Source organism: Streptomyces sp. NBC_00557 (assembly GCF_036345995.1).
GTDB lineage: Bacteria > Actinomycetota > Actinomycetes > Streptomycetales > Streptomycetaceae > Streptomyces.
Genome location: NZ_CP107796.1, coordinates 359,303 through 385,419, shown reverse-complemented (window position 1 = coordinate 385,419; position 26,117 = coordinate 359,303). Strand labels below are relative to the sequence as shown.

At 75.9% G+C, this 26,117-nt stretch carries 13 protein-coding genes; 4 read left to right on the top strand and 9 right to left on the bottom strand.

From position 1 onward, the window contains the following. Positions 1 to 7 precede the first annotated feature (7 nt). Both OG956_RS01710 and OG956_RS01705 read left to right on the top strand, forming a co-directional pair. On the top strand, positions 8 to 10,303 hold the full coding sequence (locus OG956_RS01710; RefSeq protein ID WP_330336113.1) for a type I polyketide synthase: 10,296 nt from the start codon (positions 8 to 10) through the stop codon (positions 10,301 to 10,303). Positions 10,304 to 10,390: 87 nt separating this feature from the next. Further along, a complete protein-coding gene (locus OG956_RS01705; RefSeq protein WP_330336112.1) occupies positions 10,391 to 11,449 on the top strand; it encodes a ketoacyl-ACP synthase III family protein in 1,059 nt (352 codons plus the stop codon). 84 nt (positions 11,450 to 11,533) lie between these two features. Here the strand turns inward: OG956_RS01705 and OG956_RS01700 are convergent, their stop codons facing one another. The 7 genes from OG956_RS01700 to OG956_RS01670 form a co-directional block, all read right to left on the bottom strand. Further along, positions 11,534 to 12,310, bottom strand: coding sequence for an FkbM family methyltransferase (locus OG956_RS01700; RefSeq protein WP_330336111.1), 777 nt, complete (start codon positions 12,308 to 12,310; stop codon positions 11,534 to 11,536). Positions 12,311 to 12,409: 99 nt separating this feature from the next. Beyond that, on the bottom strand, positions 12,410 to 13,177 hold the full coding sequence (locus tag OG956_RS01695; RefSeq protein WP_330336110.1) for an ABC transporter permease: 768 nt from the start codon (positions 13,175 to 13,177) through the stop codon (positions 12,410 to 12,412). A 3-nt stretch (positions 13,178 to 13,180) separates the two neighbouring features. Next, complete coding sequence (locus tag OG956_RS01690) at positions 13,181 to 14,149, bottom strand: ABC transporter ATP-binding protein (RefSeq protein WP_330336109.1); 969 nt, start codon at positions 14,147 to 14,149, stop codon at positions 13,181 to 13,183. 111 nt (positions 14,150 to 14,260) lie between these two features. Further along, complete coding sequence (locus tag OG956_RS01685) at positions 14,261 to 15,025, bottom strand: NAD-dependent epimerase/dehydratase family protein (RefSeq protein ID WP_330336108.1); 765 nt, start codon at positions 15,023 to 15,025, stop codon at positions 14,261 to 14,263. Beyond that, on the bottom strand, positions 15,009 to 16,538 hold the full coding sequence (locus tag OG956_RS01680) for an NDP-hexose 2,3-dehydratase family protein (RefSeq protein WP_330336107.1): 1,530 nt from the start codon (positions 16,536 to 16,538) through the stop codon (positions 15,009 to 15,011). The genes OG956_RS01685 and OG956_RS01680 overlap by 17 nt, the downstream gene beginning before the upstream one ends. Before the next feature lie 59 nt (positions 16,539 to 16,597). Then, positions 16,598 to 17,947, bottom strand: coding sequence for a 4'-phosphopantetheinyl transferase family protein (locus OG956_RS01675; protein WP_330336106.1), 1,350 nt, complete (start codon positions 17,945 to 17,947; stop codon positions 16,598 to 16,600). After that, positions 17,944 to 18,795, bottom strand: a complete 852-nt coding sequence (locus OG956_RS01670) for a metallophosphoesterase family protein (protein WP_330336105.1) — start codon at positions 18,793 to 18,795, stop codon at positions 17,944 to 17,946. The genes OG956_RS01675 and OG956_RS01670 overlap by 4 nt, the downstream gene beginning before the upstream one ends. A 294-nt stretch (positions 18,796 to 19,089) precedes the next feature. On the opposite strand from OG956_RS01670, the gene OG956_RS01665 reads away from it, so the two are divergent. Together OG956_RS01665 and OG956_RS01660 are read left to right on the top strand one after the other, a co-directional pair. Beyond that, positions 19,090 to 19,860 carry a thioesterase II family protein gene (locus OG956_RS01665; protein ID WP_330336104.1) on the top strand — a complete coding sequence of 257 codons (771 nt, stop codon included), beginning with the start codon at positions 19,090 to 19,092 and terminating at the stop codon, positions 19,858 to 19,860. A 37-nt stretch (positions 19,861 to 19,897) separates the two neighbouring features. Continuing rightward, complete coding sequence (locus tag OG956_RS01660; protein ID WP_330336103.1) at positions 19,898 to 20,116, top strand: acyl-CoA carboxylase epsilon subunit; 219 nt, start codon at positions 19,898 to 19,900, stop codon at positions 20,114 to 20,116. A gap of 189 nt (positions 20,117 to 20,305) precedes the next feature. Here OG956_RS01660 and OG956_RS01655 read toward each other — a convergent pair whose 3' ends face one another. Both OG956_RS01655 and OG956_RS01650 read right to left on the bottom strand, forming a co-directional pair. Further along, positions 20,306 to 23,203, bottom strand: a complete 2,898-nt coding sequence (locus OG956_RS01655) for an ATP-binding protein (protein WP_330336102.1) — start codon at positions 23,201 to 23,203, stop codon at positions 20,306 to 20,308. A 70-nt stretch (positions 23,204 to 23,273) separates the two neighbouring features. Further along, positions 23,274 to 25,967 (bottom strand): ATP-binding protein, encoded by a 2,694-nt coding sequence (locus tag OG956_RS01650; protein ID WP_330336101.1) that lies wholly within the window; start codon positions 25,965 to 25,967, stop codon positions 23,274 to 23,276. Between the last annotated feature and the right edge of the window lie 150 nt (positions 25,968 to 26,117).

Sequence of the window (26,117 nt, the reverse complement as noted above, 5' to 3'; positions counted from 1 at the left end):
GAGCACGATGGCGAGCAATGAAGACAAGCTGCGGGACTACCTGAAAAGGGTGACGGCGGACCTCCGCCAGACTCGCAAGCGCCTTCATGACGCCGAGGCGAGCCGTCAGGAGCCCGTCGCGGTCGTCGGCCTCGGCTGCCGCTTCCCTGGCGGCGCGGACACCCCCGAGGAGTTCTGGCGCCTGCTCGCCGAGGGACGCGACACCGTCGCCGACTTCCCCGCCGACCGCGGCTGGGACCTCGACGGAGTCCTCGACCCGGCGGGCGGCACCGGCACCACGTACGCCCGCCAGGGCGCGTTCCTCTACGACGCGCCGCTGTTCGACTCGACGTTCTTCGACATCTCCCCGCGCGAGGCGATGACCATGGACCCCCAGCAGCGACTGCTGCTGGAGACCTCCTGGGAGGCGCTGGAGCGCTCCGGCATCGAGCCGGGCACCCTGCGCGGCAGCCACACCGGCGTCTTCATGGGCACCAACGGCCAGGACTACCTCGCCCTGATGCTGAACCGGCCCGAGGAGTCCGACGGCCACCTGACCACCGGCATCACCGCCTCGGTGCTGTCGGGCCGGGTGTCGTACGTGCTGGGCCTCGAAGGCCCCGCGGTGACGGTGGACACGGCCTGCTCGTCGTCGCTGGTCGCGCTGCACCTCGCCGTGCAGGCGCTGCGCAACGGCGAGTGCGACCTGGCGCTGGCCGGCGGTGTCACCGTCATGGCGACACCGGGCGCGTTCGTGGAGTTCTCCCGCCAGCGGGGGCTCGCCGCGGACGGGCGGTGCAAGGCGTTCGCCGAGGGCGCGGACGGCACCGGTTGGGGCGAGGGCGTCGGCGTCCTCGTCGTGGAGCGGCTCTCCGACGCGCGCCGCAACGGGCACCGGGTTCTGGCGGTGGTCCGGGGCAGCGCGGTCAACCAGGACGGCGCCTCCAACGGGCTCACCGCACCCAACGGCCCCTCGCAGCAGCGCGTCATCCGGGCGGCCCTGGCGAGCGCCGGGCTCAAGCCGTCGGACGTCGACGCGGTCGAGGCGCACGGCACCGGCACCTCCCTGGGCGACCCCATCGAGGCGCAGGCGCTCATCGCGACGTACGGCCAGGACCGCGAACGCCCGCTGTGGCTCGGCTCGGTGAAGTCGAACATCGGACACACCCAGGCCGCCGCCGGTGTCGCCGGCGTGATCAAGATGGTGCTGGCGATGCAGCACGGTCTCCTGCCGCGCACCCTGCACGCCGACGAGCCCACGGCCCGCGTCGACTGGGCGGCCGGCGCCGTACGGCTGCTGCACGAGAACACCGACTGGCCCGAGACCGGCGACCGGCCGCGCCGGGCCGGCGTCTCCGCGTTCGGCGTCTCCGGCACCAACGCCCACGTCGTCCTCGAACAGGCCCCCGACGAGCCGCCCGCCGACCCCGAAACCCCCGCACCCCAGCCGGCCGCGCTGCGCCTGCCGTCCGGGACCGTGCCCTGGCTGGTCACCGGCCGCACCCCCGCCGCACTGCGCGAACAGGCCCGCAGACTCGCCGAGTTCGTCCGCGCCCGGCCCGCCACCGATCCCGCCCGCACCGCCGCCGCACTCCTGACCACCCGGTCCGTGTTCGAGGAGCGGGCCGTGGTCCTCGGTACCGGCACCGACGAACTCCTGCACGGCCTGGACGCGGTGGCCGCCGGCCACGCCCGGCCCGGTCTCGTCTCCGGATCCGCCGCCACGCCCGGACGCACCGCCTTCCTCTTCGCCGGCCAGGGTTCCCAGCGCCTCGGCATGGGCCGTGCGCTCTACGACGCCTACGAGGTGTTCGCCGACGCCTTCGACGCGGTGTGCGCCGAGGCCGACACCGGACTCGAACGCCCGCTGCTGGACGTCGTGTTCGGCACGGACCCCGGCCTCCTCGACCGCACCGAGTACGCCCAGCCCGCCCTGTTCGCCCTCGAAGTCGCCCTGTACCGGCTCGCGGAGTCCTTCGGCCTGCGCCCCGACGTCCTCCTCGGCCACTCCGTCGGCGAACTCGCCGCCGCCCACGTGGCGGGCGTGTGGTCCCTGGCGGATGCCTGCCGCCTCGTGGTGGCCCGTGGCCGGCTGATGCAGGCGCTCCCCGAGGGCGGCGCGATGGTCTCCCTCCAGCTCCCCGAGGCCGAGGTGCTGCCGCTGCTGGAGGGCCGCGCCGACCGCGTGGGCGTCGCCGCCGTCAACGGGCCGCGCGCCACCGTCGTCTCCGGCGCCGCCGCCGACGTCGAGGAGATCGCCGAGCAGGTCAGGGCCCAGGGGCACCGCGCCACCGCCCTGCGCGTCAGCCACGCCTTCCACTCGCCGCTGATGGAGCCGATGCTGCGGGACTTCCGCCGCGTCGCCGAGTCGCTGGAGTTCCATCCGCCGCGGCTCACCGTCGTCTCCGACCTCACCGGTCGCCCGGCCGACCCCGACGAGCTCACCGATCCCGAGTACTGGGTGCGGCACGTCCGGCACGCCGTCCGGTTCGCCGACGGCGTGCGCGCGCTGAGCGGACTCGGCGTCACCCGCCTCCTCGAACTGGGCCCCGACGGCACCCTGACCGCCCTCGCCGCCCAGAGCCTGCCCGCCGAGGACGACACCCTCGCCGTCCCCGCGCAGGACAAGGACCGGCCCGGACCGCTCGCCTTCGAGACCGCCCTCGCCGCACTCTGGACGCGGGGCGCCGCCGTCGACTGGGCGGCCCGCGTCACCGGCGCCACCGGGCCCGGCGCACCAGCCGAACCGCTGCCCACCTACGCCTTCCAGCGCCGCCGCGCCTGGCTGCCCGCCGGACCCTCCGGCGCCGCCGGAATCCGGGCCGCGGGACTGGGCGCCGCCCGGCACCCGCTGCTCGGCGCCGCCGTCGAACTCGCCGACGCCGGCGGCGTCCTGCTCACCGGCCGCCTGTCCGCGCGGTCCCTGCCCTGGCTCGCCGACCGGGAGACGGCCGGCTCCGCGCTGCTGCCCGCGTCCGTCCTCGTGGAACTCGCCGTCCGGGCCGGCGACGAGGCCGGCTGCACCGCCCTGGACCATCTGACCCTGCGCGATCCGCTGCCGCTGCCCGAGCGGGGCGCCGTCCGCGTCCAGGTCCTCGTGAGTGCGCCCGACGAGACGGGCCGGCGCGGCGTGAGCATCCACTCCCGGCCCGACGACGACACCGCCGACCAGCCCTGGCGCTGCCACGCCGAGGGCACTCTCACCAGCGAGGTCCAGCCCGCGGCCGTCCGGGACGGCTCCGGGGTGTGGCCGCCCGAGCGGGCCGAACCCGTCGACGTGGACGGCCTGTACGACGAGCTGGCCCGGCGGGGCCACTCCTGCGGCCCGGCCTTCCGCGCCGTCCGCGCCCTGTGGCGCGGCGACGGTGAGCTGTACGCCGAGCTGGCCCTGCCCGACGGGCCGCGCGAGCAGGAGACCGGCGCCTTCGCACTGCACCCGGTGCTGCTCGACGCCGCCGTCCAGGCCGCCGCGGCAACCGGGCCCGAGCCGGCCGAGGGCCACGTGTCGCTGCCGCTCGGCTGGCAGGGCGTGACCCTGCACGCCACCGGCGCGGGCGCGGCCCGCCTGCGGATCTCCGGCGCGGGCACCGACCGGGTTTCCCTCTTGCTGACGGACACCGAGGGACGGCCCCTCGCCACCGTCGACTCCGTCACCCTGACGGGCGTGCCCGCGTCCGGCCTCACCACCGGCCCCCAGGCCGACGGCCTCCACACCCTCGACTGGCAGCCGGTCGCCGGCCTCCCGGGCGCCCGCCCGGACGCGGGGGAGTGGACGGTGCTCGGCCCGGACGGCGCCGGCCTCGCCGCCCACCTCACCGGCCAGGGCGTCCCCGCCCGCGCCCTGCCCGACCTGGACGCCCTGCGCGCCGCGCTCGACGGGGGCGCGACGGCCCCGGCGACGGTGGTCCTCACGCTCGGGTCCGCCGACGGGGACGCCTCCTCCGGCAGCGACGCCCTCGCCGCCGCGGCCCAGGACGCCACCGCCGCCGTACTGACCACCCTCCAGCAGTGGCTGGCCGACGAACGCCTCGACGCCGCCCGGCTGGTGGTACTGACTCGCAACGCCGTCGCGGCCGGTGACGACGACCCGGTGCCCGACCTCGTGCACGCCCCCGTCTGGGGCCTGATGCGCACCGCGCAGTCCGAGCACCCGGGCCGCTTCCTCCTCGTCGACCACGAGACACCGGACGCCCTGCCCGTCTCCGCCGTGCGCGACGACGAGCCCCAACTCGCCGTGCGCGGCGAGGCCTTGCTCGCCCCGCGTGTCGTGCGTGCGGCGCCCGCCGCCGAGGCGGCCGTACCGTTCGGCCTCGACGGGACGGTCCTGATCACCGGCGGCACCGGCGCGCTGGGCGCCCTCGCCGCCCGCCACCTGGTCGTCGAGCACGGTGTACGACGGCTGCTGCTGGTCAGCCGCTCCGGGCCCGCCGCCCCGGGCGCCACCGCCCTGCGCGACGAACTGACCGCGCTCGGCGCCGAGGTGCGCGTCGAGGCCTGCGACGTCGCCGACCGGTCGGAACTGGCCGCGCTGCTCGCCTCCGTCCCGGACGGGCACCCGGTCTCCGCGGTCGTGCACACCGCCGGCGCCCTCGACGACGGACTGCTCACCTCCCTCACCCCCGACCGCCTGGCCGCCGTGTTCCGCGCCAAGGCGGCCGCCGCCGCCCACCTGCACGAACTGACCCGGCACCTCGACCTGTCCGCGTTCGTGCTGTACTCCTCAGCGGCCGGTCTGCTCGGCAACCCCGGACAGGGCAACTACGCCGCCGCCAACACCTTCCTCGACGCCCTCGCCCAGCACCGCAGGGCCGCCGGGCTGCCGACGACGTCGCTGGCGTGGGGACCCTGGGAGCGGTTCGGCGGCATGACGGCCGGCCTCGACCCCGCGGTCACCGCCCGGACGTCCGCCCAGGGGGTCATTGCCCTCTCCGCCGAGCACGGCATGTCCCTCTTCGACGCCGGCACCGCCGCCGACCGCGCGCTGCTGCTGGCGATGCGGCTCGACCCGGGCGCGCTGCGGTCCCGCGCCGAGTCCGGCGAACTGCCGCCGCTGCTGCGCGGACTGCTGCGGGTCACCGTCCGCCGCGGCGCCCACGCCGCCGACGGGCCGGGCGGCGGCTTCGCGCGGCGCCTCGCGTCCCTGCCGCGCACTCGGCGCCGCCGCGCCGTCGCCGACCTGGTCACCGGGCAGGTCGCCGCGCTCCTCGGCTACGACGGCGCCGACGCGGTGAGCACCGGCAAACCGTTCAAGGAGCTGGGCTTCGACTCGCTGGCCGCGGTCAACCTGCGCAACCGGCTCACCCAGGAGACCGGGCTGCGCCTGCCCGCCACCCTCGTCTACGACCACCCGACGCCCGCCGCCCTGATCGCCCACCTCGCGGCCGAACTCGGCGTGGACGACGCCGCGGACCCCGCCGGCGTCGACGCGGGCGCCCGCCCGTCCGGCGGCGCGGCCGACGACGACCCGGTCGTGATCGTCGCCATGGGCTGCCGCTTCCCCGGCGGAGCGGACTCGCCCGAGGCGCTGTGGCGGCTGGTCTCCTCCGGCGCCGAGGGCCTCGGTCCCTTCCCCACCGACCGCGGCTGGGACCTCGACGCGCTGTACGACCCGGACTCCGACCGCCCCGGCACCACCTACGTCCGCGAGGCCGGATTCCTCTACGACGCCGGCGAGTTCGACGCCGAGCTGTTCGGCGTCTCACCCCGCGAGGCCCTGGCGATGGATCCGCAGCAGCGGCTGCTGCTGCAGACCTCGTGGGAGGTGTTCGAGCGGGCCGGGATCCCGGTCGCCTCCCTCAAGGGCAGCCGCACCGGCGTGTTCGCGGGCGTGACCTACCACGACTACGCGTCCGGCATGCAGATGGGCACCGCGGGCAACGTGGCCGCGGGCCGGGTGTCGTACGCCTTCGGCCTGGAGGGCCCCTGCGTCGCCGTGGACACCGCCTGCTCCTCCTCGCTGGTCGCCCTGCACCTGGCGGCCCAGGCCCTGCGCGCCGGCGAGTGCGACCTCGCCCTCGCCGGCGGGGTCGCGGTGATGTCCCGGCCCGACCCGTACGTCGCCTTCAGCCGGGAGCGCACCCTCGCCGCCGACGGCCGCTGCAAGCCGTTCTCCGAGGACGCCGACGGCACCAACTGGGCTGAAGGCGTGGGCCTGTTGCTGCTGGAGCGGCTCTCCGACGCCCGGCGGCACGGCCACCCCGTCCTCGCCCGCGTCGCCGGCAGCGGCGTCAACCAGGACGGCGCCTCCAACGGCCTCACCGCGCCCAGCGGCCCGGCCCAGCAGCGGCTGATCCGGCAGGTCCTCGCCTCGGCCGGCCTCGAGCCCGCCGACGTGGACGCCGTCGAGGCGCACGGCACCGGCACCCCGCTCGGCGACCCCATCGAGGCGCAGGCCGTCGTCGCCGCCTACGGGCAGGACCGCGAACGGCCGCTGTGGCTGGGCTCGATGAAGGGCAACATCGGGCACACCCAGGCGGCGTCCGGGGCCGGCGGCGTGATCAAGATGGTCATGGCGATGCGCCACGGCGTGCTGCCCCGCACCCTCCACACCGACCGCCCCTCCTCCCACGTCGACTGGTCCGCCGGAGCGGTGGAGCTGCTGCGCGAGGACGTGCCCTGGCCCGCCGGCGAACGTCCGCGCCGGGCCGGTGTCTCGTCGTTCGGCATCAGCGGCACCAACGCCCACGTGATCATCGAAGAGCCGCCCCGGGACGGGGAGAGCCCGCTCGACGGCCCCGACGCCCAGGTCGATGCCCAGGCCGCCGACGGCACCCCGCCCGGGGCCATCCCGCTGCCCGGCGGGATCCCCCTGCCGCTGTCCGCCCGCACCCCCGAGGCGCTGCGCGGACAGGCGGCGCGGCTGCACGCCCTCCTGACCGAAGCGCCCGCGCTCCGCCTGCCCGACGTGGCGCTGTCCCTGGCCACCACCCGGTCGGCGCTGGAACACCGGGCGGTCCTCACGGTCACCGACCGCGACGCGGCCCTGCGCACCCTGAAGACCCTCGCGGACGGCACGGCTCCCGCCGGGGACGACGCGCGCGTCACCCTCGCCGCAGGCACGGTCCCCACCGGCTCCGTGCCACCCTCCGCCGCCCTGTACTTCCCGCCCGCCGACCCCCGTTGGACCGCGGACGCGGCCGCCCTCGCCGGATCCTGCCCGGTGTTCACCGAGACCCTCGCCGCGTGCGGGGGCGCCGTGGCCGCCCTGGTCGACTGGACCCCCGCCGACGTGCTGGCCGGGCGCACCGCCCCCGGCTGGCAGGAACGGCCGGAGATCGCCGGGCCGCTCGGCTGGGCGGTGGCCGTCGCGCTCGCCGCGCAGCTGCGCGCTTACGGCGTCGAACCCGGCGCGGTCGGCGGGCAGTCGTACGGCGAGATCGCCGCCGCCTGCGCCGCCGGCCTGATCACCCTGGACACCGGTGCCCGCCTCGCCGTCCACCACAGCGGTACGACGCACCCTGCGCCGGCGCCCGCGGTCCGCTTCGCCGCCGCCGAGCTGCCGTTCGCCTCCGCCGCCACCGGCACCCTGCTGCACCCGGAGCAGGAGACCGGCGCCGACGCGTGGGCCGCCGCCCTCGCCGAGCCGCCCGCCGACCCCGCGTCGGCCCTGCGCGCCCTCGCCGACGCCGGCCACCGGACCATCGTCGTCCTCGGCGAACAGGCGCCCGGCACGGAGGCCGACGCGGAACTGCTGCCCCTCAGCGGTGCCGGCCTCACCGTGCTCCTCGCCGCGCTCCATGTGCGCGGCGCCCGGATCGACTGGGCGGCGCTCCTGGCCCCCGCCGGGGCGCGCCGCGTGCCGCTGCCGACCTACGCGTTCGCCACCCGCCGGTACTGGATGACGCCGGAGGCCCCGGCCGCCGCCGACGCCTCCGCGCAGCGGCACCCCCTGCTGGACGCGTGCGTCGAACTGCCCGACCCGGGCGGCCTGCTGCTCACCGGCACTCTCTCCCGGGCGAACCTGCCCGGCGGCACAGGACCGGCGCAGGCGGGGCCGGTCGCCGTACCGGGGCCGGTCCTGCTGGAACTCGCCGTGCAGGCAGGCGACCGGGCCGGCTGCGACCGCATCGCCGAACTCACCGCCCAGGCGCCCCTCGTACTGCCCGAGGGCGACGAAGTGCGGCTGCGGGTCACCGTCGGCGATCCCGGCCCGTCGGGGGAGCGGCCCCTGCGGATCCACTCCCGGCCCGCGGGCGCCCTGCCCGGCGCCGCGTGGACCCTCAACGCCCGCGCCGTGCTGTGCACCGGCGAGACCCGGGCCTCCTTCGACCTGGAGCTGTGGCCGCCCGCCGAGGCCGAACCCGTCGCCCTGGACGCGCCGTCCGTGCCCGAGGGGCTGCGCGGACTGTGGCGGCGCGGCGAGGACCTGTTCGCCGAGGTCGCGCTGACCGACCCCGGCGAGGGCGGCCGGCACGCGCTGCACCCGGCCCTGCTGGACACCGCGCTGCGCGCGCTGCCGCTCGCCGGGCAGGACGCGTTCGGCGCGACGCCGGTGCCCGACTCCTGGCACCAGGTCGCCCTGTACGCCGAGGGCGCCTGCGCGCTGCGGGTCCGGCTGACCCGCACCGGCACCGACACCGTCGCCGTCGAGGCGGCCGACGACCTCGGCCTGCCCGTCGCGTCGGTCGGGGCGGTCCGCCTCGCCCCCGGCGACCGCGCCGCGCTCACCGCCGCCCGCAGTGGCCCGCTGTTCCGCCTGGAGTGGCCGGAGACGGGCTGCGAGCCCCCCCGCGCCAAGCCCCGCTGGGTGCTTGTCGGCCCCGACGTGCTCGGCGCCCGGGCGGCCCTGATGAAGGCCGGCGTCTACACGGAGGCCCACGACAGCCTGGCCGCCCTCGCCAAGGCCCTGGACTCCGGGGTCCCCGTCCCCGAGGCCGTACTGACCGGAGTGCTGCCCGGGCCCGACGACGCGGCCCGGGCGGTGCGCGACGCGGCCGAACTGGCCGCCGAGTGGCTGGCCGACGAGCGGTTCGCCGGCATCCGGCTGGTGTTCCTCACCCGCGGCGCGCTGAGCGGCGCGGACGGTGCCGAGGGACCGCAGCCCGCCGCGGCCGCCGTGTGGGGACTGATCCGCACCCTCCACCTGGCCGACCCCGGCCGGCTGGTCCTCGCCGACCTCGACGGGGCCCGCGCCTCCTGGCGTGCCCTGCCCGCCGCGCTGTCCCTGCCCGAACCCCAACTGGCCGTCGTACGCGGTGCGGTGCGCGTCCCCCGGCTGGCCGCCGTGCCGGCGCGGGCGGGGGAGACCGGGCTGCTGACGGGGCCCGGCGACACCGTTCTCGTCACCGGCGCCGGCCGCCCGGCCGCGGCCGCCGTCGCCCGGCACCTCGCGGCCCGGCGGGGCGTCACCCGGCTGGTGCTCGCCGACACCGCCCCCGGTGACGGCCTCGTCGCGCTCGCCGCCGAACTCACCGCCGCGGGCGCCGAGGTGACCGTGACCGACTGCGACCTCACCGACCGCGACGCGGTGACCGAGCTGCTGCACCGCACGCCCGGCGGCCGGCCGCCGGCCGCAGTCGTGCACGCGGCCCGGCTTCCCGAGCCCCGCGACGGAGCCGAGGCCGAACAGCGGGTGCTGGAACGGGAGATGCGCGTCGCCCGGCACCTCGCCGAGCTGACCGGACTCCAGGACCCCGGCATGGCCGTGCCGCTGCTGCTCCTGTCGTCCGCCGCCGGCACGCTGGGCGCCCCCGGCCGCAGCGGCGAGGCGGCGCTCGGCGCCTTCCTCGACGCGCTCGCCCTGCGCCGCCGCGCCCAGGGCCTGCCGGGCACGTCGGTGGCGTGGGGCCGCTGGGACGCCGACGGCGCCACGGTGGGCGGCGCCCCCGCCGGCGTGGCCCCGCTGCCCCGCTCGGCGGGCCTGGACCTGTTCGACGCCGCGTGCGTCCTCGACGCCCCGGCCGCCGTCCTGCTGCGCCCCGACCCGGCGGCCCTCGCCGGCCGGCCCGACGGCGCGAGCCTGCCCGCACCCCTGCGCGCACTCGCCGGGCCGCCGCCCCGCCGCCGGGTGGGGCAGCGGGGCGGTGCGAGCGCCCTGAGCACGCTCCGGCGCCGCCTGGCCGGACTGACCGACGCCGAACGCGAGGCCGTCCTGACGGACCTGGTCCGCGCCGACGTCGCCGCCGTCCTCGACTACCCCTCGCCCGACGCCGTCGACGCCACCCGCGCCTTCCGGGACATCGGCCTGAACTCCCTGACCGCCTTCGCGCTGCGCAACCGGCTGCGCGAGACCACCGGACTGCGCCTGCCCGCCACCCTGCTGTTCGAGGCCGACACCCCCGGACGGCTCGCCGCCCACCTCAAGGAAGAACTCCAGCGGCTGTGACGCGCGCCCCGCGTCCGTGCCCCCGGGCACACCCCGGACCGCACACCCCGACGGCACACCCACGACACGCAAGGAGAACCATCACTCATGAAGACGGACGGCGTCTATGTCGACACGGTCGGGACGTACATCCCGGACCGATGGGTGAGCGTCGAGCAGGCGGTCGAGGAGGGGCTCTACGACGAGTACTCCGTCCAGTACGGCACCGGGCTCACCGCCGCCTACATCGCGGGCGACCTGCCCGCGCTCGACATGGCGGTCCTCGCCGCCCGGCAGGCGTTCCGCCGGTCCTCGTACGACATCGAGGACCTCGACTTCCACGTCCACTGCACCGCGGTGCAGCACGGCCCCGAGGGCTTCTACCCGCCCGGCTACGTCCTGCGCGAGCTCGGCGCGAGCGGTGTCGCCAGCACCGACGTGCGCCAGCACTCCAACGGCCTGCTGGCCGGCATCGAGGTCGCCGTCGGCCGGCTGACGGGCGCCGCCGGCGCGGAGACGGCGCTGGTCACCGCCGCGGAGAACTTCACCAGCCCGCTCATCGACCGCTGGACCGGGTTCGGCACCGGCTTCACCGCCAGCGACGGCGGCGCCGCCGTCCTGCTCAGCGGCGACAGCGGCTTCGCGGCGCTGCGCGCGGTGAACTCCGGGACCCTGCCGGAACTGGAGCAGTGGCACCGCGGTGAGGAGTCGCTGCTGCCGTTCCGCGGCGAGGAGCGCAAGGCGTCCGGCACGATGGAGCTGCTCTCCTACTTCAACCAGCACGTCATGCCGCTCGACAAGTGCATGGAGATGATCCGGGACTTCGAGCTGGACATCGTGCACCGCTCGCTGGTGGACGCCGGGCTGAACGCCGCCGACCTGCGCTGGGTGGTGGCCGCCAACAGCGACTCGCGGATGATCGACCAGATGAAGATGCAGCCGCTGGGCCTGCCGATGTCCCGCTCCACCTGGGACTTCGGCAAGGAGTACGGCCACATGGGCGCCTGCGACATGGCGGTCTCCCTCAACCACCTGCTCCTGAACGGGATGCTGTCGCCCGGCGACCACGTCCTGATGACCACCTCGGCGTCCGGCTGGGTCTCCACCTCCGCCGTCCTGACCGTCCTTCAGCTGCCGGAGTGGGCCAAGGAGGACAGCCTGTCCTGAGCGCCCCGCCGCGCACACCACAGCGCCCCGGCACCTTCCGGTGCCGGGGCGCTTCGCCTGCCGGTGCGGCGGCCGCCGTAGCGGTCAGTCCTCCCGGCGGGCGTACACCATCGAGTAGCGGAACACCTCCGGCAGGTTCGCCGCGCTCTCCACGGTCACGGCGAAGCCCTGGGCGTCGAGGATGCCCCGCACGGCCTCCAGCCGGCCGTCGAGGTCCTGGACCTCGATGACGGTCTGCCGCACGCGCTGCCAGTCGGCCGCGTCGAGGCCCTCCATGACCTCCAGCTCGGCGCCCTCGACGTCGATCTTCAGCAGGTCGATCGGGCCCTCGGGCGCCCAGTCGCGCAGTGCGTCGGAGAGCCGGCGCACCTCCGCCTCGACCTCGATGCCGGCCATGATGCGGTCCACGGCCTCCTGGCCGATCTGCGACACGGTCAGTTCCTGGCCGACCTTCTTCTGCTCCGGGTAGCGGGTGGAGTTGCCGGGGAGCGCCGGGTAGAAGGTGAACCGCACCTGCTCCTCGGCCTGCCGGCCCAGCGCCGCGCGCACCACCTCCACGTCCTTCGCGCCGTGCTCGTCCAGGTTCTCCAGCAGCGCCCGGTGGATCGCGGGGATCGGCTCGAAGGCGAGGATCCTCGCGCCCGGGAACTCCCGCTTGACGAAGAGGGAGAACAGCCCCACGTTCGCACCGGCGTCCACGACCCGGGAGGAGTCGGTGAGCTGGATGCCGTGCCTGAGGTAGGCGCGTTCGACGAATATCTCGTTGTAGATGAAGTCGACCTCGGAGAACAGCGCGCCCTCCGTCTGCGGCACGGCGACGGAGAACCCGTCCGCCACCCGAACCGACCTGATCTCGGTCATGAAATGCTCCCTGAGCCGTGGAATTGCTGCTCAGTGTGCCGCGCGGAACACCGGCAATTTCCTAGACTTCCGTGCGCGGCGGACGAGTCGTGAGCGGGATCAGGCGTCCCGGCCGCGCAGCACCAGATATCCGCCGAGCACCGCGGCGGCCACCCACACCAGCATGACGACCAGGCCGCCGCCCGGCCCGTAGGGCACGTCGGGGTTGCGCACCACCCGGGCCATCGCCTCGCCTGCCTGGTCCGGCAGATAGTGCGCGACCTTCTTGGCGCCGGGCACCGAGGCGAGGATCTGCGTCACCAGGAAGAAGAACGGCATCAGAATGCCCATCGACAGCATGGAACTGCGCAGCATCGTCGCCACGCCCATCGAGAACACGGCCATGAGCGTCATGTAGAGACCGGCGCCCAGCGTGGCCCGCAGCACGTTGTGCGCGCCGATGGTGGTGCTGTGCGAACCGAGAGCCGCCTGTCCGGCGAAGAAGGTGACGAAGCTGGTGACCATGCCGACGACGAGGGCCGCGCCGGTCGCGACCGCGAGTTTGCTGACGTAGAACACGCCGCGGCGCGGCACCGCCGCCAGCGAGTTGCGGATCATCCCGGTGCTGTACTCGCCGCCGATCACCATGACCCCGAACGCGATCATCGCGAGCTGGCCGAGGACGCCGCCGGTGAAGCTGGTGCCGGCCGGGTCGAAGGTGAGCTTGTCCTGCCGGGACAGATCGTCGTAGCGGGCGTTGGACAGGGCGCTGACGAGCGTGCCGAAGGCCACGGTGACGGCGAAGGCCGCGATCAGCGTCCACGCCGTGGAGCGGACCGTGGTGAGCTTGGCCCATTCCGAGCGGAGGGCCGCGACGGGTGCGGACATGGTTCAGGACTCCGTTCGCGTGGTCTCGGGCACCAGCGGGCCGCCGGGCGGGACGGTCCCCGGTGCGAGCGGTCCGGTGCGGTATTCGGCGGCCTCACCGGTCAGTGCGATGAACGCCTCCTCCAGCGAGGCGTGCTGGGGACTCAGCTCGTGCAGCAGGATCCGGTGCTCCAGCGCCAGCTCGCCCAGCCGCTCCGCGGGCACCTCCGTCACCTCGAACGTGCCGGTGCCGTTCTCGGCGGCGGTGATCCCCGCGGCGGCCAGCGCGTCGCGGAGCTTCTCCGGTTCGGGGGTGCGGATGCGTACCGACGCGCGCGTGTTGCGGTCGATGAACTCCTGCATGCCGGTGTCGGCGAGCAGCCGGCCCCGGCCGATGACGACCAGATGGTCGGCGGTCAGCGCCATCTCGCTCATCAGATGGCTGGAGACGAACACCGTACGGCCCTCGGACGCCAGCCGTTTCATCAGCGTGCGGATCCAGTGGATGCCCTCGGGATCCAGGCCGTTGACCGGCTCGTCCAGCATCACGATCTCCGGGTCGCCGAGCAGCGCCGCCGCGATGCCGAGCCGCTGCCCCATGCCGAGGGAGAACCCCTTGGGCCGCTTCTTCGCCACCGACGCGAGGCCGACCTCCTCGAGGACCTCGTCGACCCGGGTGAGCGGTATGCCGTTGCTGAGCGCCAGGCATCTGAGGTTCTGGTAGGCGCTGCGCCCGCCGTGCATGGCCTTGGCGTCCAGCAGGGCGCCCACGTGCCGCAGCGGCTCCTTCAGCCGCGCGTAGGGCTGTTCGTCGATGAGGATCCGGCCGGACGTGGGGCGGTCCAGGCCGAGCATCATCCGCATCGTGGTGGACTTGCCCGCTCCGTTGGGCCCGAGGAAGCCGGTCACACAGCCGGCCCGGACCGTGAAGGTGAGGTCGTCGACCACCACCTTGCGGCCGTACCGCTTGGTCACTCCCGCAAGCTCGATCATGCGGCCACGCTAGGCGGAACGAGTGACTCCAGTCCCCGGGCGGGGGAATTGTCTAGGGATTCCCGCAGTGCGCGGAACCAGTGGAGGCCCGCGGCGGTGCCGCCTGCTGTCTCAGGCCCGGGACAGCGCCGTGTAGTACGGCAGATAGGCGTCCAGGAGAGCGTCCAGGTACGTCTCGTCCGGCGTGGACCGGTAGTCCGGCACGAACCGGCGCAGCCGCTCCAGTGACACCCGGGTCACGGCGGGGGAGCCGGGCCGCTCCACCCGGCGGGCCGTGACGCCGAGGCGCCGCTCGATCGCCGTCACGATGGACTCCACCGGCTGCGGGACGCCCGAGGCCACGTTCAGCACCTCGCCGCTCACTCCGTCCGCCAGGAGCCGCCCGACCGCGTGCAGCAGGTCCCGCACGTCCAGCAGATCGCGGTGGGCGCCCTGATGTACCGTCACCTCCCCGGCGCCGACCTGCCGGACGAGCGTGGGCAGCAGCTGGTGCGGGCGCTGATGGCCGCCCACCGCGTGACTCAGGCGCAGCACCAGGTGCTCGACTCCGGAGGAGCGCACCACGCTCTCCAGCGCCAGCTTGTGCCGCCCGTACGCGTTCGGCGGGCGCACCGGGTCGCTCTCGGCCGCCGCCTCCCCGCCGTCCGTGAAGCCGTACATCGAGAAGGACGCCGTGGAGAAGAACAGCAGCTGCCGGCCCTCGCGGGCACAGGCGCCGAGCGCGTCGTAGAGGACCTGCGCCTCACGGTCGTACTCGGCGGGCGCCGCGGTGGACGTCCTCGACACGCCGCAGGCCAGCGCCGTCACGCCGGGGAAGCGGTCGCCGAACTCCGCGGCGAGATTGCGGGCGAGGAAGCCGTCACCGATGATCCGCACGCCCCGCCCCCTCGTCCGTGGCGCCCGCCGTGGCGCGGCTGTGGGCGACCGCCGTCGCGGCCGACGCCGCCGGCACGGTGAGCGCCTCGCGGGCGCCCGGCAGGTGCGCGGCGATACCCGGCACCGACCGCAGGGCGACGACCAGGGTCCGCGCCTGCACGTTCACGTAGTGACTGTACTTCAGCAGCTCCCCGAGCTGACGCAGCGTCATCCACTGGTAGTCGTCCGGTATGTCGTCCGGCCCGTCGCCGTCCGCCTCCACGATCAGGTAGCGGCTCTGCGCGTCGAGGAACCGGCCGCCCTCCTCCGACAGCACGGTGTCGAACAGGATCTGCTCCGGCCGCGCCCGCTCCACCAGGCCGAGGAAGCGGGGGCGGGCGGAGGCCGGCAGATGGGCGTAGTTCTCCGGGGTGCACTGCACGGTGGGACCCAGCTCGATGACGTCCAGATAGCCGGGCTCGACGCGGGCGTGCACCAGGCAGTGCGGCACGCCGTCGATCCGGCGCACCAGCATCGCCACCACACCGGTGCCGTGCGGCTCCAGCAGCGGCTGCGACCAGGACGCCACCTCGCGCCGGCCGGAGGAGACGTCCACGGGCACGATGCTGAAGTACAGGCCCCGCTCGTGCGCGATGCGGTCCTCGCCGACGTGCCAGCCCTCGGTCTCGATCTCCCGCAGCGGCACCAGCTCCGCGCTGACCTCGCGCTCGCTCTGCTGGGTGGTGATCCAGTTGCGGATCGCCACGTCGGAGTGGAGCGCCGGGGACGGTCCGGGGCCGTGCTGCCAGTCGGGCAGGCAGGACAGCACCGTACGGGAGTCCATGTTGACCAGGTTCTCGTACCGCAGCAGCGCGTGCAGCTGACGAAGCGTCAGCCAGCAGAAGTCCTCGCCGGCCTCCACCTCGGGCCCCACCTCGACGACCATGTTGCGGTTGCGCTTGCAGAAGAACCACGAGCCCTGCTCCGACTGCAGCACGTCCGCCAGCACCCGGTGCCCGCGCGCCCACGGCTCCCGGAAGCACTCCAGGTACGGCACGGCCGAACCGCCGTGCACCCGCGTGTAGTTGCTCTTCGTGGCCTGTACGGTCGGCGACAGCTGCACGCCGTTGACGTTGCCGGGCTCGGCCTTCGCCTGCATCAGGCAGTGCAGCACGCCGTTGATCTCACGCACCGCCAGACCGAGGATGCCGATCTCCGGCTGCCGGATGATCGGCTGGCTCCACTCGGGAACCGGTCCGAAGTCGCTGCGCACATGCAGGCCGCGCACCGAGAAGAAGCGCCCGCTGCGGTGCTCGAGATCACCGGTCTCCGGGGCGAAGCGCCAGCCGGACAGCTCCGCGAAGGTGGTACGGCGCACCTCCTGGCGGTGCTGGGGGCGCCGCGCGTCCAGCCACTCGAAGAACTCGACGTCGGACATGGCCTCGCCGCCCGTCGCCGTCGCGGACAGGGCGAGCCGCGCGGCGAGGACCGCCTCGCTGGGGGAGTCGGGACCGGTCGCGTTGAGCTGGGGCATCGCTGTCTCTCCATCACATCGATGACGGCCCGCGGCACCCGCCGCGGACGCGGGGGGAACTACGCGGGCGCGGGCGGACCGGAGGCGGTGCCCGCGGACCTGCGGGAGGTCCCCGCCGGGAGCGGGCCGTCGGCGGTCGCCGCCGGGCGGTGGGACGTACCGGCCGGGAGCGGTCCGGAGGTGCTGGCCGCTGGCCGGTGAGAGGTTCCCGTCGGGCGTGGGTTGGGGGTGGTGGCCGTCGGCCGGTGGGACGTGTCGGCTGGGAGTGGGCTGGACGGGGTGCCCGCGAGCCCGTGGGAGGTACCGGCCGGGAGCGGGCCGGGGGCGGTTGCCGTCGACCGGTGGGGCGCACCGGCCGGGAGCGGGCTGGAAGGGGTGCCGGCGGGTCCGTGGGACGTACCGGCCGGGAGGGGACCGGGGGCGGTTGCCGCCGACTGGTGGGGCGCACCGGCCGGGAGCGGGCGGGAGGTGCTGGCCGCTGGGCGGTGAGGGGTTCCGGTCGGGAGTGGGCCGGGGGCGGTTGCCGCCGACCGGCGGGAGGTACCGGCCGGGAGCGGGCTGGAAGGGGTGCCGGCGGGTCCGTGGGACGTACCCGCCGGGAGCGGGGCGGAAAGGGGGGCCGCGGACCGGTGGGAGGTGCGGGGCACCGCCGGGTGGGAAGGGGCGGGCCCGGCCCGGTCCGCGGACGTCTCGTCGCCGGGGCCGGTCGTCGTACGGCATGCGGGCGGCGCGATGGCGGTGAGCACCAGCCCCTCGTCGACCAGCCACCACCCGTCCAGGACGGGCCCGCCGATCGCATCGGCGAACGCGGCCGGCAGCGGCCTCAGCAGCCGCGCCGAGAACGTGCCCCGTACCCCGCTCCCGGCGTCCGGAACGACGGTGAAGCCCAGCCGCGCCATGTCGAAGCCGAGCATCGTGCGGGCCAGCGGGAACCACGCCTTGTAGACCGACTCCTTCGCGCTGAACAGCAACCGGTCCCACGGCACGTGCGGCACGGAGGCCCGCAGCCGGGACAGTTGGGCGCGCTCCTCGGGCAGCGACACGGCCTCCAGCACCCCGTCGGGCAGCGGGCCCGCCGTCTCGGCGTCGATGCCGAGCGCCGCCAGGTCCGTGGCGCGGGCGACGGCCGCCACCCGGTAGCCGGCGCAGTGCGAGAGCGCGCCGACCACCCCCTCGGGCCACAGCGGCTCCCCGCGCTCCCCGGACAGCAGCGGCCGCGCCGGCAGGCCCAGCGCGGCCAGCGACAGCCGCGCGCAGCGCCGGCCGGTGGCGAACTCACGCCGCCGCGCGACCACAGACCGCGCGACGACCGCCTCCTCCTCGGGGAACAGCGGCGGCGCCGACAACTCGCCGCGCACCTCGGTCACTTCCGCCACCGCCGGCAGCAGCCGGCGCATCAGCGGCTTCATCGGGCACCTCGCCGGGGCAGGATCTCGCGCAACAGGGGATCGGGCCTGCCGCGGGCCTGCCACTCGCGGGGGTAGCCCAGCGACACCTCGCGGTGCGGAACGCCGTCGTGCCAGGTGGTCCGCGGGATGTGCAGATGGCCGTAGACGACGGTCGCCGCCCGGTAGCGGCGGTGCCAGTCGTGGGTGGCGGTGGTCCCGCACCACAGGGCGAACTCCGGGTACCGCAGGATCCGGGTGGGCTCGCGCACCAGCGGGAAGTGGTTCACCAGCACGGTCGGCAGATCCGGGGGACAGGCGTCCAGCCGCTCACGGGTGTACGCGAGGCGCGCCCGGCACCAGGCCGCCCGGCCGGGATAGGGGTCGCTGTGCAGCAGGAACTCGTCGGTGGCGACCACCCCGGCCTTCTCCGCGCGGGCCAGCGCGTCGGCGGTGCCCGTCGCACCCGGCGGCAGGAACGAGTAGTCGTACAGCAGGAACAGCGGTGCGATCACCACCGGCCCGTCGGGTCCCTGCCATGTGACGTACGGGTCCTCGGGCGTCAGCACCCCGAGGGATCGGCACAGTTCGACCAGACTCCGGTAGCGGGCCTCGCCGCGCAGGGTCACCGGGTCGTCCGGGTGCGTCCACAGTTCGTGGTTGCCCGGTACCCACACCACTGTCGCGAACCGGTCGGCGAGCAGCCGCAGCACCCACTCCACGTCCGCGGTCAGCTCGCCGATGTCACCGGCGACGATCAGCCAGTCGGACGGGTCGGCCGGCCGCAACGCACGTACGACGGCACGGTTCTGCTCGTAGGCGACGTGCAGGTCGCTGACGGCGAAGAGCCTGCCGCCGGCACCACGGCTCACGGCGGGGCCGCCGCACCGCTCGTGGGCCGGGCGTCCGGGATGGTGGGCATGGGAACTCCTCGTGGCGCGTCCGGCGCGTCGATCCGCGGCCGGCGGTCAGCTTTATGCCACCGGCCCGCGCGCCCGCACAACGCGCAACCGGCCCTCGCGGCCAAGGACAGGGGAAACGCCCAGACTTCCCCCCGCCGGGCCCGTCCGAGCGGCCGGCTTGGCGGATAGTGGCGGCACATACCGCCAGCGAACGGGCCCGTGCGCAGTGCACGGCGGCCCGCGAACAGAGGACGGACGAGCAGCGTGAGCGTTTCCCCCGCCGACGACGGCCTGTGGTGCCGGCGCTTCCACCCGGCTCCCGAGGCCGCCCACCGCCTGGTCTGCTTCCCCCACGCGGGCGGCTCGGCCAGCTACTACCTCCCCGTCGCCACGGCCCTCAGCCCGCGCGTCGACGTCGTCGCCGTGCAGTACCCCGGCCGGCAGGACCGGCGCAACGAGCCGCTGATCGACGACATCGGCGCGCTCGCGGACCAGGTGTACGGCGCCCTGCGCGGCTGGGACGACCGACCGCTGACCTTCTTCGGGCACAGCATGGGCGCGGTCGTCGCCTTCGAGGTGGCCCGGCGGTTCGAGCGGGACGGCGGCGGCCCGGTGCGGCTCTTCGCGTCCGGCCGGCGCGCGCCCTCCCGGTACCGCGACGAGAACGTGCACCAGCGCGGCGACGACGGCATCATCGCCGAGGTCAAGGCGATGAGCGGCACCGACGACCGGCTGCTGGGCGACGACGAGCTGATCCGGATGATCCTGCCGGCGCTGCGCGGCGACTACAAGGCGGTGGAGACCTACCGGTGCGAGCCGGGTGCGACGGTGGCCTGCCCGGTGACCGCGCTGGTCGGCGACAGCGACCCCAAGACGTCCGTCGACGAGGCCGAGGACTGGCAGAAGCACACCACCGCCGGCTTCCGCCTGCACGTCCTGCCCGGCGGCCACTTCTACCTCAACAGCCGCGCCGCGGACGTGCTGAAGATCCTCGACGAGCACTTCACGGCTCAGGCCGCCGCGCAGGCCCGCTGACCCGGCTCGGGCGGCCCGGACAGAAGGAGGGACCCACGTGAACACACTCCACGACACGGCCCTTGTGCGGGTCGAGCGGGGCGTGGCCGACGAGGAGGAACTCGCGGCGCTGACCGCGCTCCTCCTGGCGCGCGCCGCCGCGGCCCACGACCGCACCCGCGCCACCGTCCGGCGCCCCCGCACCACCGCCCACTGGAACCGCCTGGAGCGGCACCGGCTCTACCAGTCACCTCTCAGCTGGCAGGCCCCGGCCTGACCCGCGCGCGCCCCTCGGGACGGCAGCGGCCGGGTCCACCCAGGGCGGGGAGCCGCCGAGCAGGGGCCGCTCCGCCGCCCAGGGCGGGGCGGGCCCGAGCGGGGGCTGCCCCGCCGCGTCCGGGCGGCCCCGGAAAGGCAGGGGAACGCTCCCCGCCACGGACCACCCCCGCCCGGGCCCCCTCCGTCGTCACGCCGCCCCCTGGGGCCGTACGGCCTCGGTCGGGTCGCCACGGTCGTCGGTGGCGTCGGGGAGGCCCGCCTCCGCCAGGGCGGCGGCAAGGCCCGACCGGCCGGAGGTGGACATCTTGCGGTAGCAGTTCGTCAGATGCTTCTCCACGGCCCGGCGGGAGACGCCGAGGGAGTCGGCGATCGCCTGGTTGGTCAGCCCCTGGACGGCCATCTGCGCCACCAGCCGTTCCGCGGACGTCAGCGGGGTGCGGGCGGTGACGCCGGCCGCCGCCGGTCCCAGCATCTCCTGCGCCCGGGCGGCGATCCGCCCCGCGCCGCACTCCACGGCCAGCTCCAGAGAGCGGCGCAGCGCATCCTCCGCCTCGGCGGCGTGCCGGGGCGCCACCGTCTCCGCGAGCCGCAGCAGCACCGCGGCCCGGGAGTGCAGGTCGGCCGAGTCCTCCAGCACCCCGGCGGCCTCGCGCAGCAGCTTGGGCGCGGCGGCCTCGTCGCCCACAGCGGCCCGCAGAGCCAGCGCACGGCCGAGCGCCGACGGGGCGCCCCAGCGGCGGGCCTGCTCGAGGTACTGCTCGGACAGCTGCTCCGCCCGGTCGGCCTCGCCGGTGCGGTGCAGGGTGCGGGCCGCCCAGTAGGCCGCGGGCACCACCAGCGGGTTGCGCCAGCCCGCCCGGTCCAGGGCGTACCCGGCGTCGAGGTAGTGCTCCACGGCCGTGGCCGCCTCGCCGCGGGTCTCGGCCTCCATGCCGCGGACCAGGCTGAGCAGCGCGGCGATTTCGCAGTTCTCGTGCAGTCCGCGGAAGCGTTCCGGCACCGCGGCGACCAACTCGGGCTCCCGCGCCCGCAGCGCCACCGCGACCAGGGCCAGCGCGGACAGCGTGGTGGCCTCCTCGGGGGCGACGGCGGCGCCGGCCCGCACCGCCCGTTCCCGCGCGGCCGCCAGCCGGCCCTGGGCGAGCAGCACCAGCGCCTGCTCGGCCAGCACCACCGACTCCTCGAGCCGTCCGCCCCGCCGTACGGCGTCCCCCAGGGCCTTGTCCAGCCAGGGCAGCAGCCCGGCCACCGAGTCCGCGGCGACCGATATCGGCACCAGCAGCGGCAGCATCGTGTGGACGTGCGTGGCGGAGGCCGGCTCGTGGTCCAGCACCCGGTGGGCGAGCGCCCCGATACGCGCGGCCGGCAGCCCCGCCGAGACGGTGGCCGCGTGCAGCAGGGCGACCAGCAGCTCCCGCTGCTCGCCGGTCGCCGTCTCGGGCTGCTCGTCCAGCCGGGACAGCCGGTCCGCGGCCGACGCGAGCACCGCCGGGTCGTTCTCGCACAGGTAGTACATCCGGGCCTGCAGGCGCTGCCGGAGCGAGTGGTGGGCGGCCGTCGGCCCGCCGGGGCCCGCGAGTTCGTCCGCAGCGGCGAGTTCGTCCGCCGTGCGCCGCAGCAGATCGGTGAGCGACAGCAGTGTGGCCGCCGGCGCCACGGGCGTCAGCGCCGCGAGCGCCTGCGCGCGGGCCGGCGGGCCGGGCAGCAGCGGGAACGCCTGCGCGACGTGCCGTACGGCCACCGACGGGGCGAAGCTGCGCTCCACCTGGGCCAGTTCCACCAGCAGCCCGGCCCGGGCCTCGCTGTGCGGAGGGATGTCGCGCAGCGCCCGGCGCAGATAGCGCGCGGCGGTCTCGGGCGCCCCGCGCCGTACCGCGGCGTCGGCGGCGCGCCGCAGCACGGCCACCGCGTCGTCGTCCAACTGCGCGGTCGCGGCGAGGAGATGACCGGCGACCCGCTCGGGCGCGCCGCCCCGGTAGCGCAGCAGCGCCGCGGCCCGCAGATGCAGACGGTTGCGCTCGTGCGGGGAGGTGCCCTCGTCGATGACCTCGTGCACCGCCCGGTGCGCCAGCCGCAGGGTGTCCTGCCGGGTCACCAGCGCCAGCCGCCGCAGCCGCCACAGGCTCTCGTCGAGGTCCACCGGGTCCAGCCCGGCGAGTTCGCCCACCACCTGCCGGTCGGCGTCGTCGCCGAGGACCATCAGCGCCCGGGCCGCGGCGAGCACGTACGGCGGCTGCTCCCGCAGGCACTGCAGCAGTCTGCGGCGCAGCGCCGGCGGCACCATCGCCGCCACCGCGGGCGCCTCGGCCGCCACCGGCGCCACGCCGCGGGTCTGGCACTCCTGCAGCAGCGACACCAGGTGCAGCGGGTTCCCCCGGGTGGCCTCGTGGCACGCCGTGGTGAACTCCGGGTCGGCCGGCACGCCCAGCCGCTCCAGCACGAGCCCGTCGACGGAGGCCGGACCGAGCGGCGCCGGCAGCAGCGTGTGCTCGGCGGCGGCGAGCGGCCGGACCTCCTGCCGCTCCGCCGCGGGCTCGCCCTCGCAGAGGGTGACCGCCACCAGGATCCGCCGGTGCGTCACCTGTTTCACCAACTGGTCCAGCCACTGCAGCGATTCCTCGTCGGCCCAGTGCACGTCGTCGACGAGGAGCACCGGCACCCGGTCGTGGGTCATGTTCTCCACCATCGACAGCAGCGCCCGCACGGCCGTCGCCGTGCGCTGCCTGCTCGACTCCGCGTCACCCTGGAGGAAGGCGAGGGCGGGCCGCGCCGGCCCGGAGCACCACCGGGCCACGAACGAGCCGGACGTCAGCACCGGCTCCAGCAGCTGCCGGGTCACCCCGAGGGGGAAGTCGCGCTCGGCCGGGGCGGCGTACGCCCGCATCACCAGGGCGCGGGGCGGAGCCGACGCGCCGGCCGACGGCCCGGCGGTGAGCCGTGCGGCCAGTTCTCCGATCTCCGTCAGCAGCGCGGACTTGCCGATGCCGGGCGGACCGCTGATCACGATGAGCGACCCGTTGCCGTGCTGGGTGAGCCGCAGGGCCTCGGCCGCCACCTTCAGTTCGTTCTGCCGCTCAAGCAACATGCCAGCGGCCTCCTTGCGCGGTGTGGTTGAGCATGGGGGGTGGATGGGGAGGAGGGTCGGTCGGTGGACGTCAGGTGGCACGTGCGTGGTCGCTCAGCCGCCGGACCGCGGACGCGGGGACGTCCGTCCGGGCCGGCGGGTGCAGCCCGGCCGTCTCCCGGGCGACGAGGGTCTGCGCGAACCGGCGGGCCGCGGGGGTACGGCCGAGCCGGCGCAGCGCGCGTTCGGTGAGCCGGGCCGCCTGCGGGGCGGGGGAGGCGAGGCCGCGGCGCAGCTCGGTCCAGGCGAGCGCGGACTCGGTGCCCCAGCGTTCGGCCAGCCGCAGTTCCTCCGCGAACAGCTCGGCCGCCCGGTCCTCGTCGCCGCAGCCGAGATGGGCCAGCGCCGCGAGTGAACGCCACGCCAGCAGCGCCGGGTTGCGCCAGTCGCGCGCCGACAGCCGCCGGCCGCACTCCTCCGCCTCGGCCAGCGCCTGCCGGGGCCGCCCCCGGCACAGCATGAGCTGCGCGCGGCTGTACAGCAGCTCGGTCCACGCGCTGCCCTCCTCGGCGCCGGGCGGCAGCTCCTCGGCGGCCAGCAGGTCCGCCTCGGCGAACCGCTCCCGGGCGATCAGCACCCGGATCTGCGCCGCCCGCAACTCGGTCAGCCGGGTGGGATGCCACACGTGCGGCGGCGCCAGGGAACGGCAGGCGGCCAGGTCGCGCTCGGCTGTCTCGGGGTCGCACGCCCGCAGGTTCAGCCGCGCCCGCAGCAGCAGGCCCGTCGCGACGACCGTCGGGCTGGCCCGTTTGCCCGCCTCGGCGAGCGCGGCGTCCAGCGCGTCGCGCGCCGCGGAGTGCGCGTCCGCGAGCGACAGCACACAGGCCGCGGTGAACCGGGGGAACAGCGGCCCGTCGAGCGGCGCCCGCAGCACCCGAAGGCCCATCTCCCGTACGGCGGCGGCGTCGTGCCCCCGCATCGCCTGCCGCCACGCGTCGGCCGCCAGCGCCGCCGGATCGAAACCGGGCTCCGCCGTGCCGTATGCGAGCGCAGCGAGGGTCCCGTGCGCCGCGCCCCCCGTGGCGGGTTCCCCGGCGGGGCGCACGCGGCGAGGACGACTTTGCCCGACCGGGCTGCCGTCCCGTACGGGCCGCTCGCCGGCCCGGCTCCCGCCGCCGGCCGGACGCCCCGGCCGTGCGATGTCGTCCCAGGAGGCGCCGTTCGCCCACCGCAGCAGGTCCGCCGTCCGGTCGCCTCCGTCGGCACACGGGGCAAGTGCGGGCCGTGCGTGGTCGGCGTCGTACGACAGGACCGGCGCCGCCGGTGTGTACACCGGTTCGCCGCGGGCGAGGACGAGGTCGGTGGCGGCGGCGCGCAGCCGCGGGCCGGGCGGCGCCCCGGACAGCAGCTCGCCGATCCGTACCTGCGCCGCCTCCGGTGCGGTCACCGCGTAGGCCTCGGCGGCCTCCAGCAGCACCTCGGCGCGCTCCGCCCCGGTGAGCGGCTCGCGCAGCGCACGCTCCAGCAGTTCGGCCGCCTCCGCGGGCCGGCCCCGCACGAGTCGCAGCCTGGCGGCGCGCCGCAGCACCGACGGCACCCAGGGGTCGCCCAGCGGCCCGGTGCTCAGCAGCAGCGTGGCCACGTCCTCCTCGGCGGCGTCGCACCGGTGGGCCCAGCGGGCCGCGTCCGCACGCAGGCGTGCCCGGGCCTCGGCGGGCATCCCGGCCAGCACGGAAGCGGTGCGCTCCGCGAGCACGGGCCGCGGCGGATCACCGCGGTCGATCAGCCCTTGTGCCCTCAACTCCCTGAGCGCGCCGGGAAGTTCGGAAGCGTCGAGGCCGACGAGCGCGGCCACCCGGTCCACGGGCACCAGTCCCCGGCACACCAACAGGCCGCGCAGCAGCGTCAGCGGCGCCCGGGCCAGACGCGCGACCGTCTGCCCCGCCAGCTCCGAACGGGCCGTCTCCATGCCTTCGGCGAACGCCGCCCTGAGCTGGGCCGCGGTCATCTTGCCCGGCTCGCGGCGCAGTTCGTCCAGGACCCGCCGCAGCAGCCAGGGACTGCCCCGGCTGATCCGGGCGGCGTGCTCCCACCACGGATCGCCCGGCCCGGCCGGCTCGGGCAGTCCGGCCGCGGTGAACAGCGAGCGGACCTCGGGCGCACCGAGCGGCCCCAGTTCCAGCAGCAGGCCCCCGCCTTCCTGGCAGAAGGCCGCCTGGTCGACCAGCGGGGCGCAGTGGTCGGGGAACTCGCCGCGGGTGCCGGTGACGGTCATCAGCACACCGAGCGGCGCCGAGCCGAGCCGTCGCAGCAACCCCCCGATGACGTCGAGGGATGCGGGATCCGCCCACTGCACGTCGTCCAGCGCGAGGAGTGTCGGCCGGTGGGCGGCGGCCAGCAGACAGCGGCACCAGCCCGCCACGGACTGCTCCTCGTGCGGCACCGCCGCGCGGGCCGCGCCGGCCGCTGAGGTACGGGGCGGCAGCTGCGCCACGTAGGCGTACGGGGTGTGGGCCGACGAAGCCGAGCCCAGCGCGGTGAGCACCTGGACCCCGACCGCGCGGGCGAAGGCGATGCCCCGTCGCAGGAGCCTGCTGCGTCCGCTGCCCGGCACTCCGTGGAGGACGGTGACTCCCGCGTGGCCGGCGGCGAGCCGGGTCACCAGGTGCACCAGCGCCGCCTGTTCGGCATCCCGCCCGTACAGCGGTGCGAGAGAGTCCTGGGCGGCCCGCTCACGCAGCAGCCGTCCGCCGGGCGCCGACGGCAGGTGGCCCGTGACGCTCACCGGGGCTCACCCCCGGCAGCGGGCAAGCGCTTGCGTCTCGGCCGGGTGGGAACGGGGGCGGACCGGGCGGACATCGCGACCCTGCCGGGCTGGGCGAGCGGGTCCGGTGAACGCGGGACGGGTGCTGGGCAGCCGCGGCTGAGGGGACGA

What these genes read in the sequence shown, in the direction of transcription:
- OG956_RS01710 (WP_330336113.1), top strand. Translation starts at nt 8, where the DNA reads ATGGCGAGCAATGAAGACAAGCTGCGGGACTACCTGAAAAGGGTGACG.
- OG956_RS01705 (WP_330336112.1), top strand. Translation starts at nt 10,391, where the DNA reads ATGAAGACGGACGGCGTCTATGTCGACACGGTCGGGACGTACATCCCG.
- OG956_RS01700 (WP_330336111.1), bottom strand. Translation starts at nt 12,310, where the DNA reads ATGACCGAGATCAGGTCGGTTCGGGTGGCGGACGGGTTCTCCGTCGCC.
- OG956_RS01695 (WP_330336110.1), bottom strand. Translation starts at nt 13,177, where the DNA reads ATGTCCGCACCCGTCGCGGCCCTCCGCTCGGAATGGGCCAAGCTCACC.
- OG956_RS01690 (WP_330336109.1), bottom strand. Translation starts at nt 14,149, where the DNA reads ATGATCGAGCTTGCGGGAGTGACCAAGCGGTACGGCCGCAAGGTGGTG.
- OG956_RS01680 (WP_330336107.1), bottom strand. Translation starts at nt 16,538, where the DNA reads ATGCCCCAGCTCAACGCGACCGGTCCCGACTCCCCCAGCGAGGCGGTC.
- OG956_RS01675 (WP_330336106.1), bottom strand. Translation starts at nt 17,947, where the DNA reads ATGAAGCCGCTGATGCGCCGGCTGCTGCCGGCGGTGGCGGAAGTGACC.
- OG956_RS01655 (WP_330336102.1), bottom strand. Translation starts at nt 23,203, where the DNA reads ATGTTGCTTGAGCGGCAGAACGAACTGAAGGTGGCGGCCGAGGCCCTG.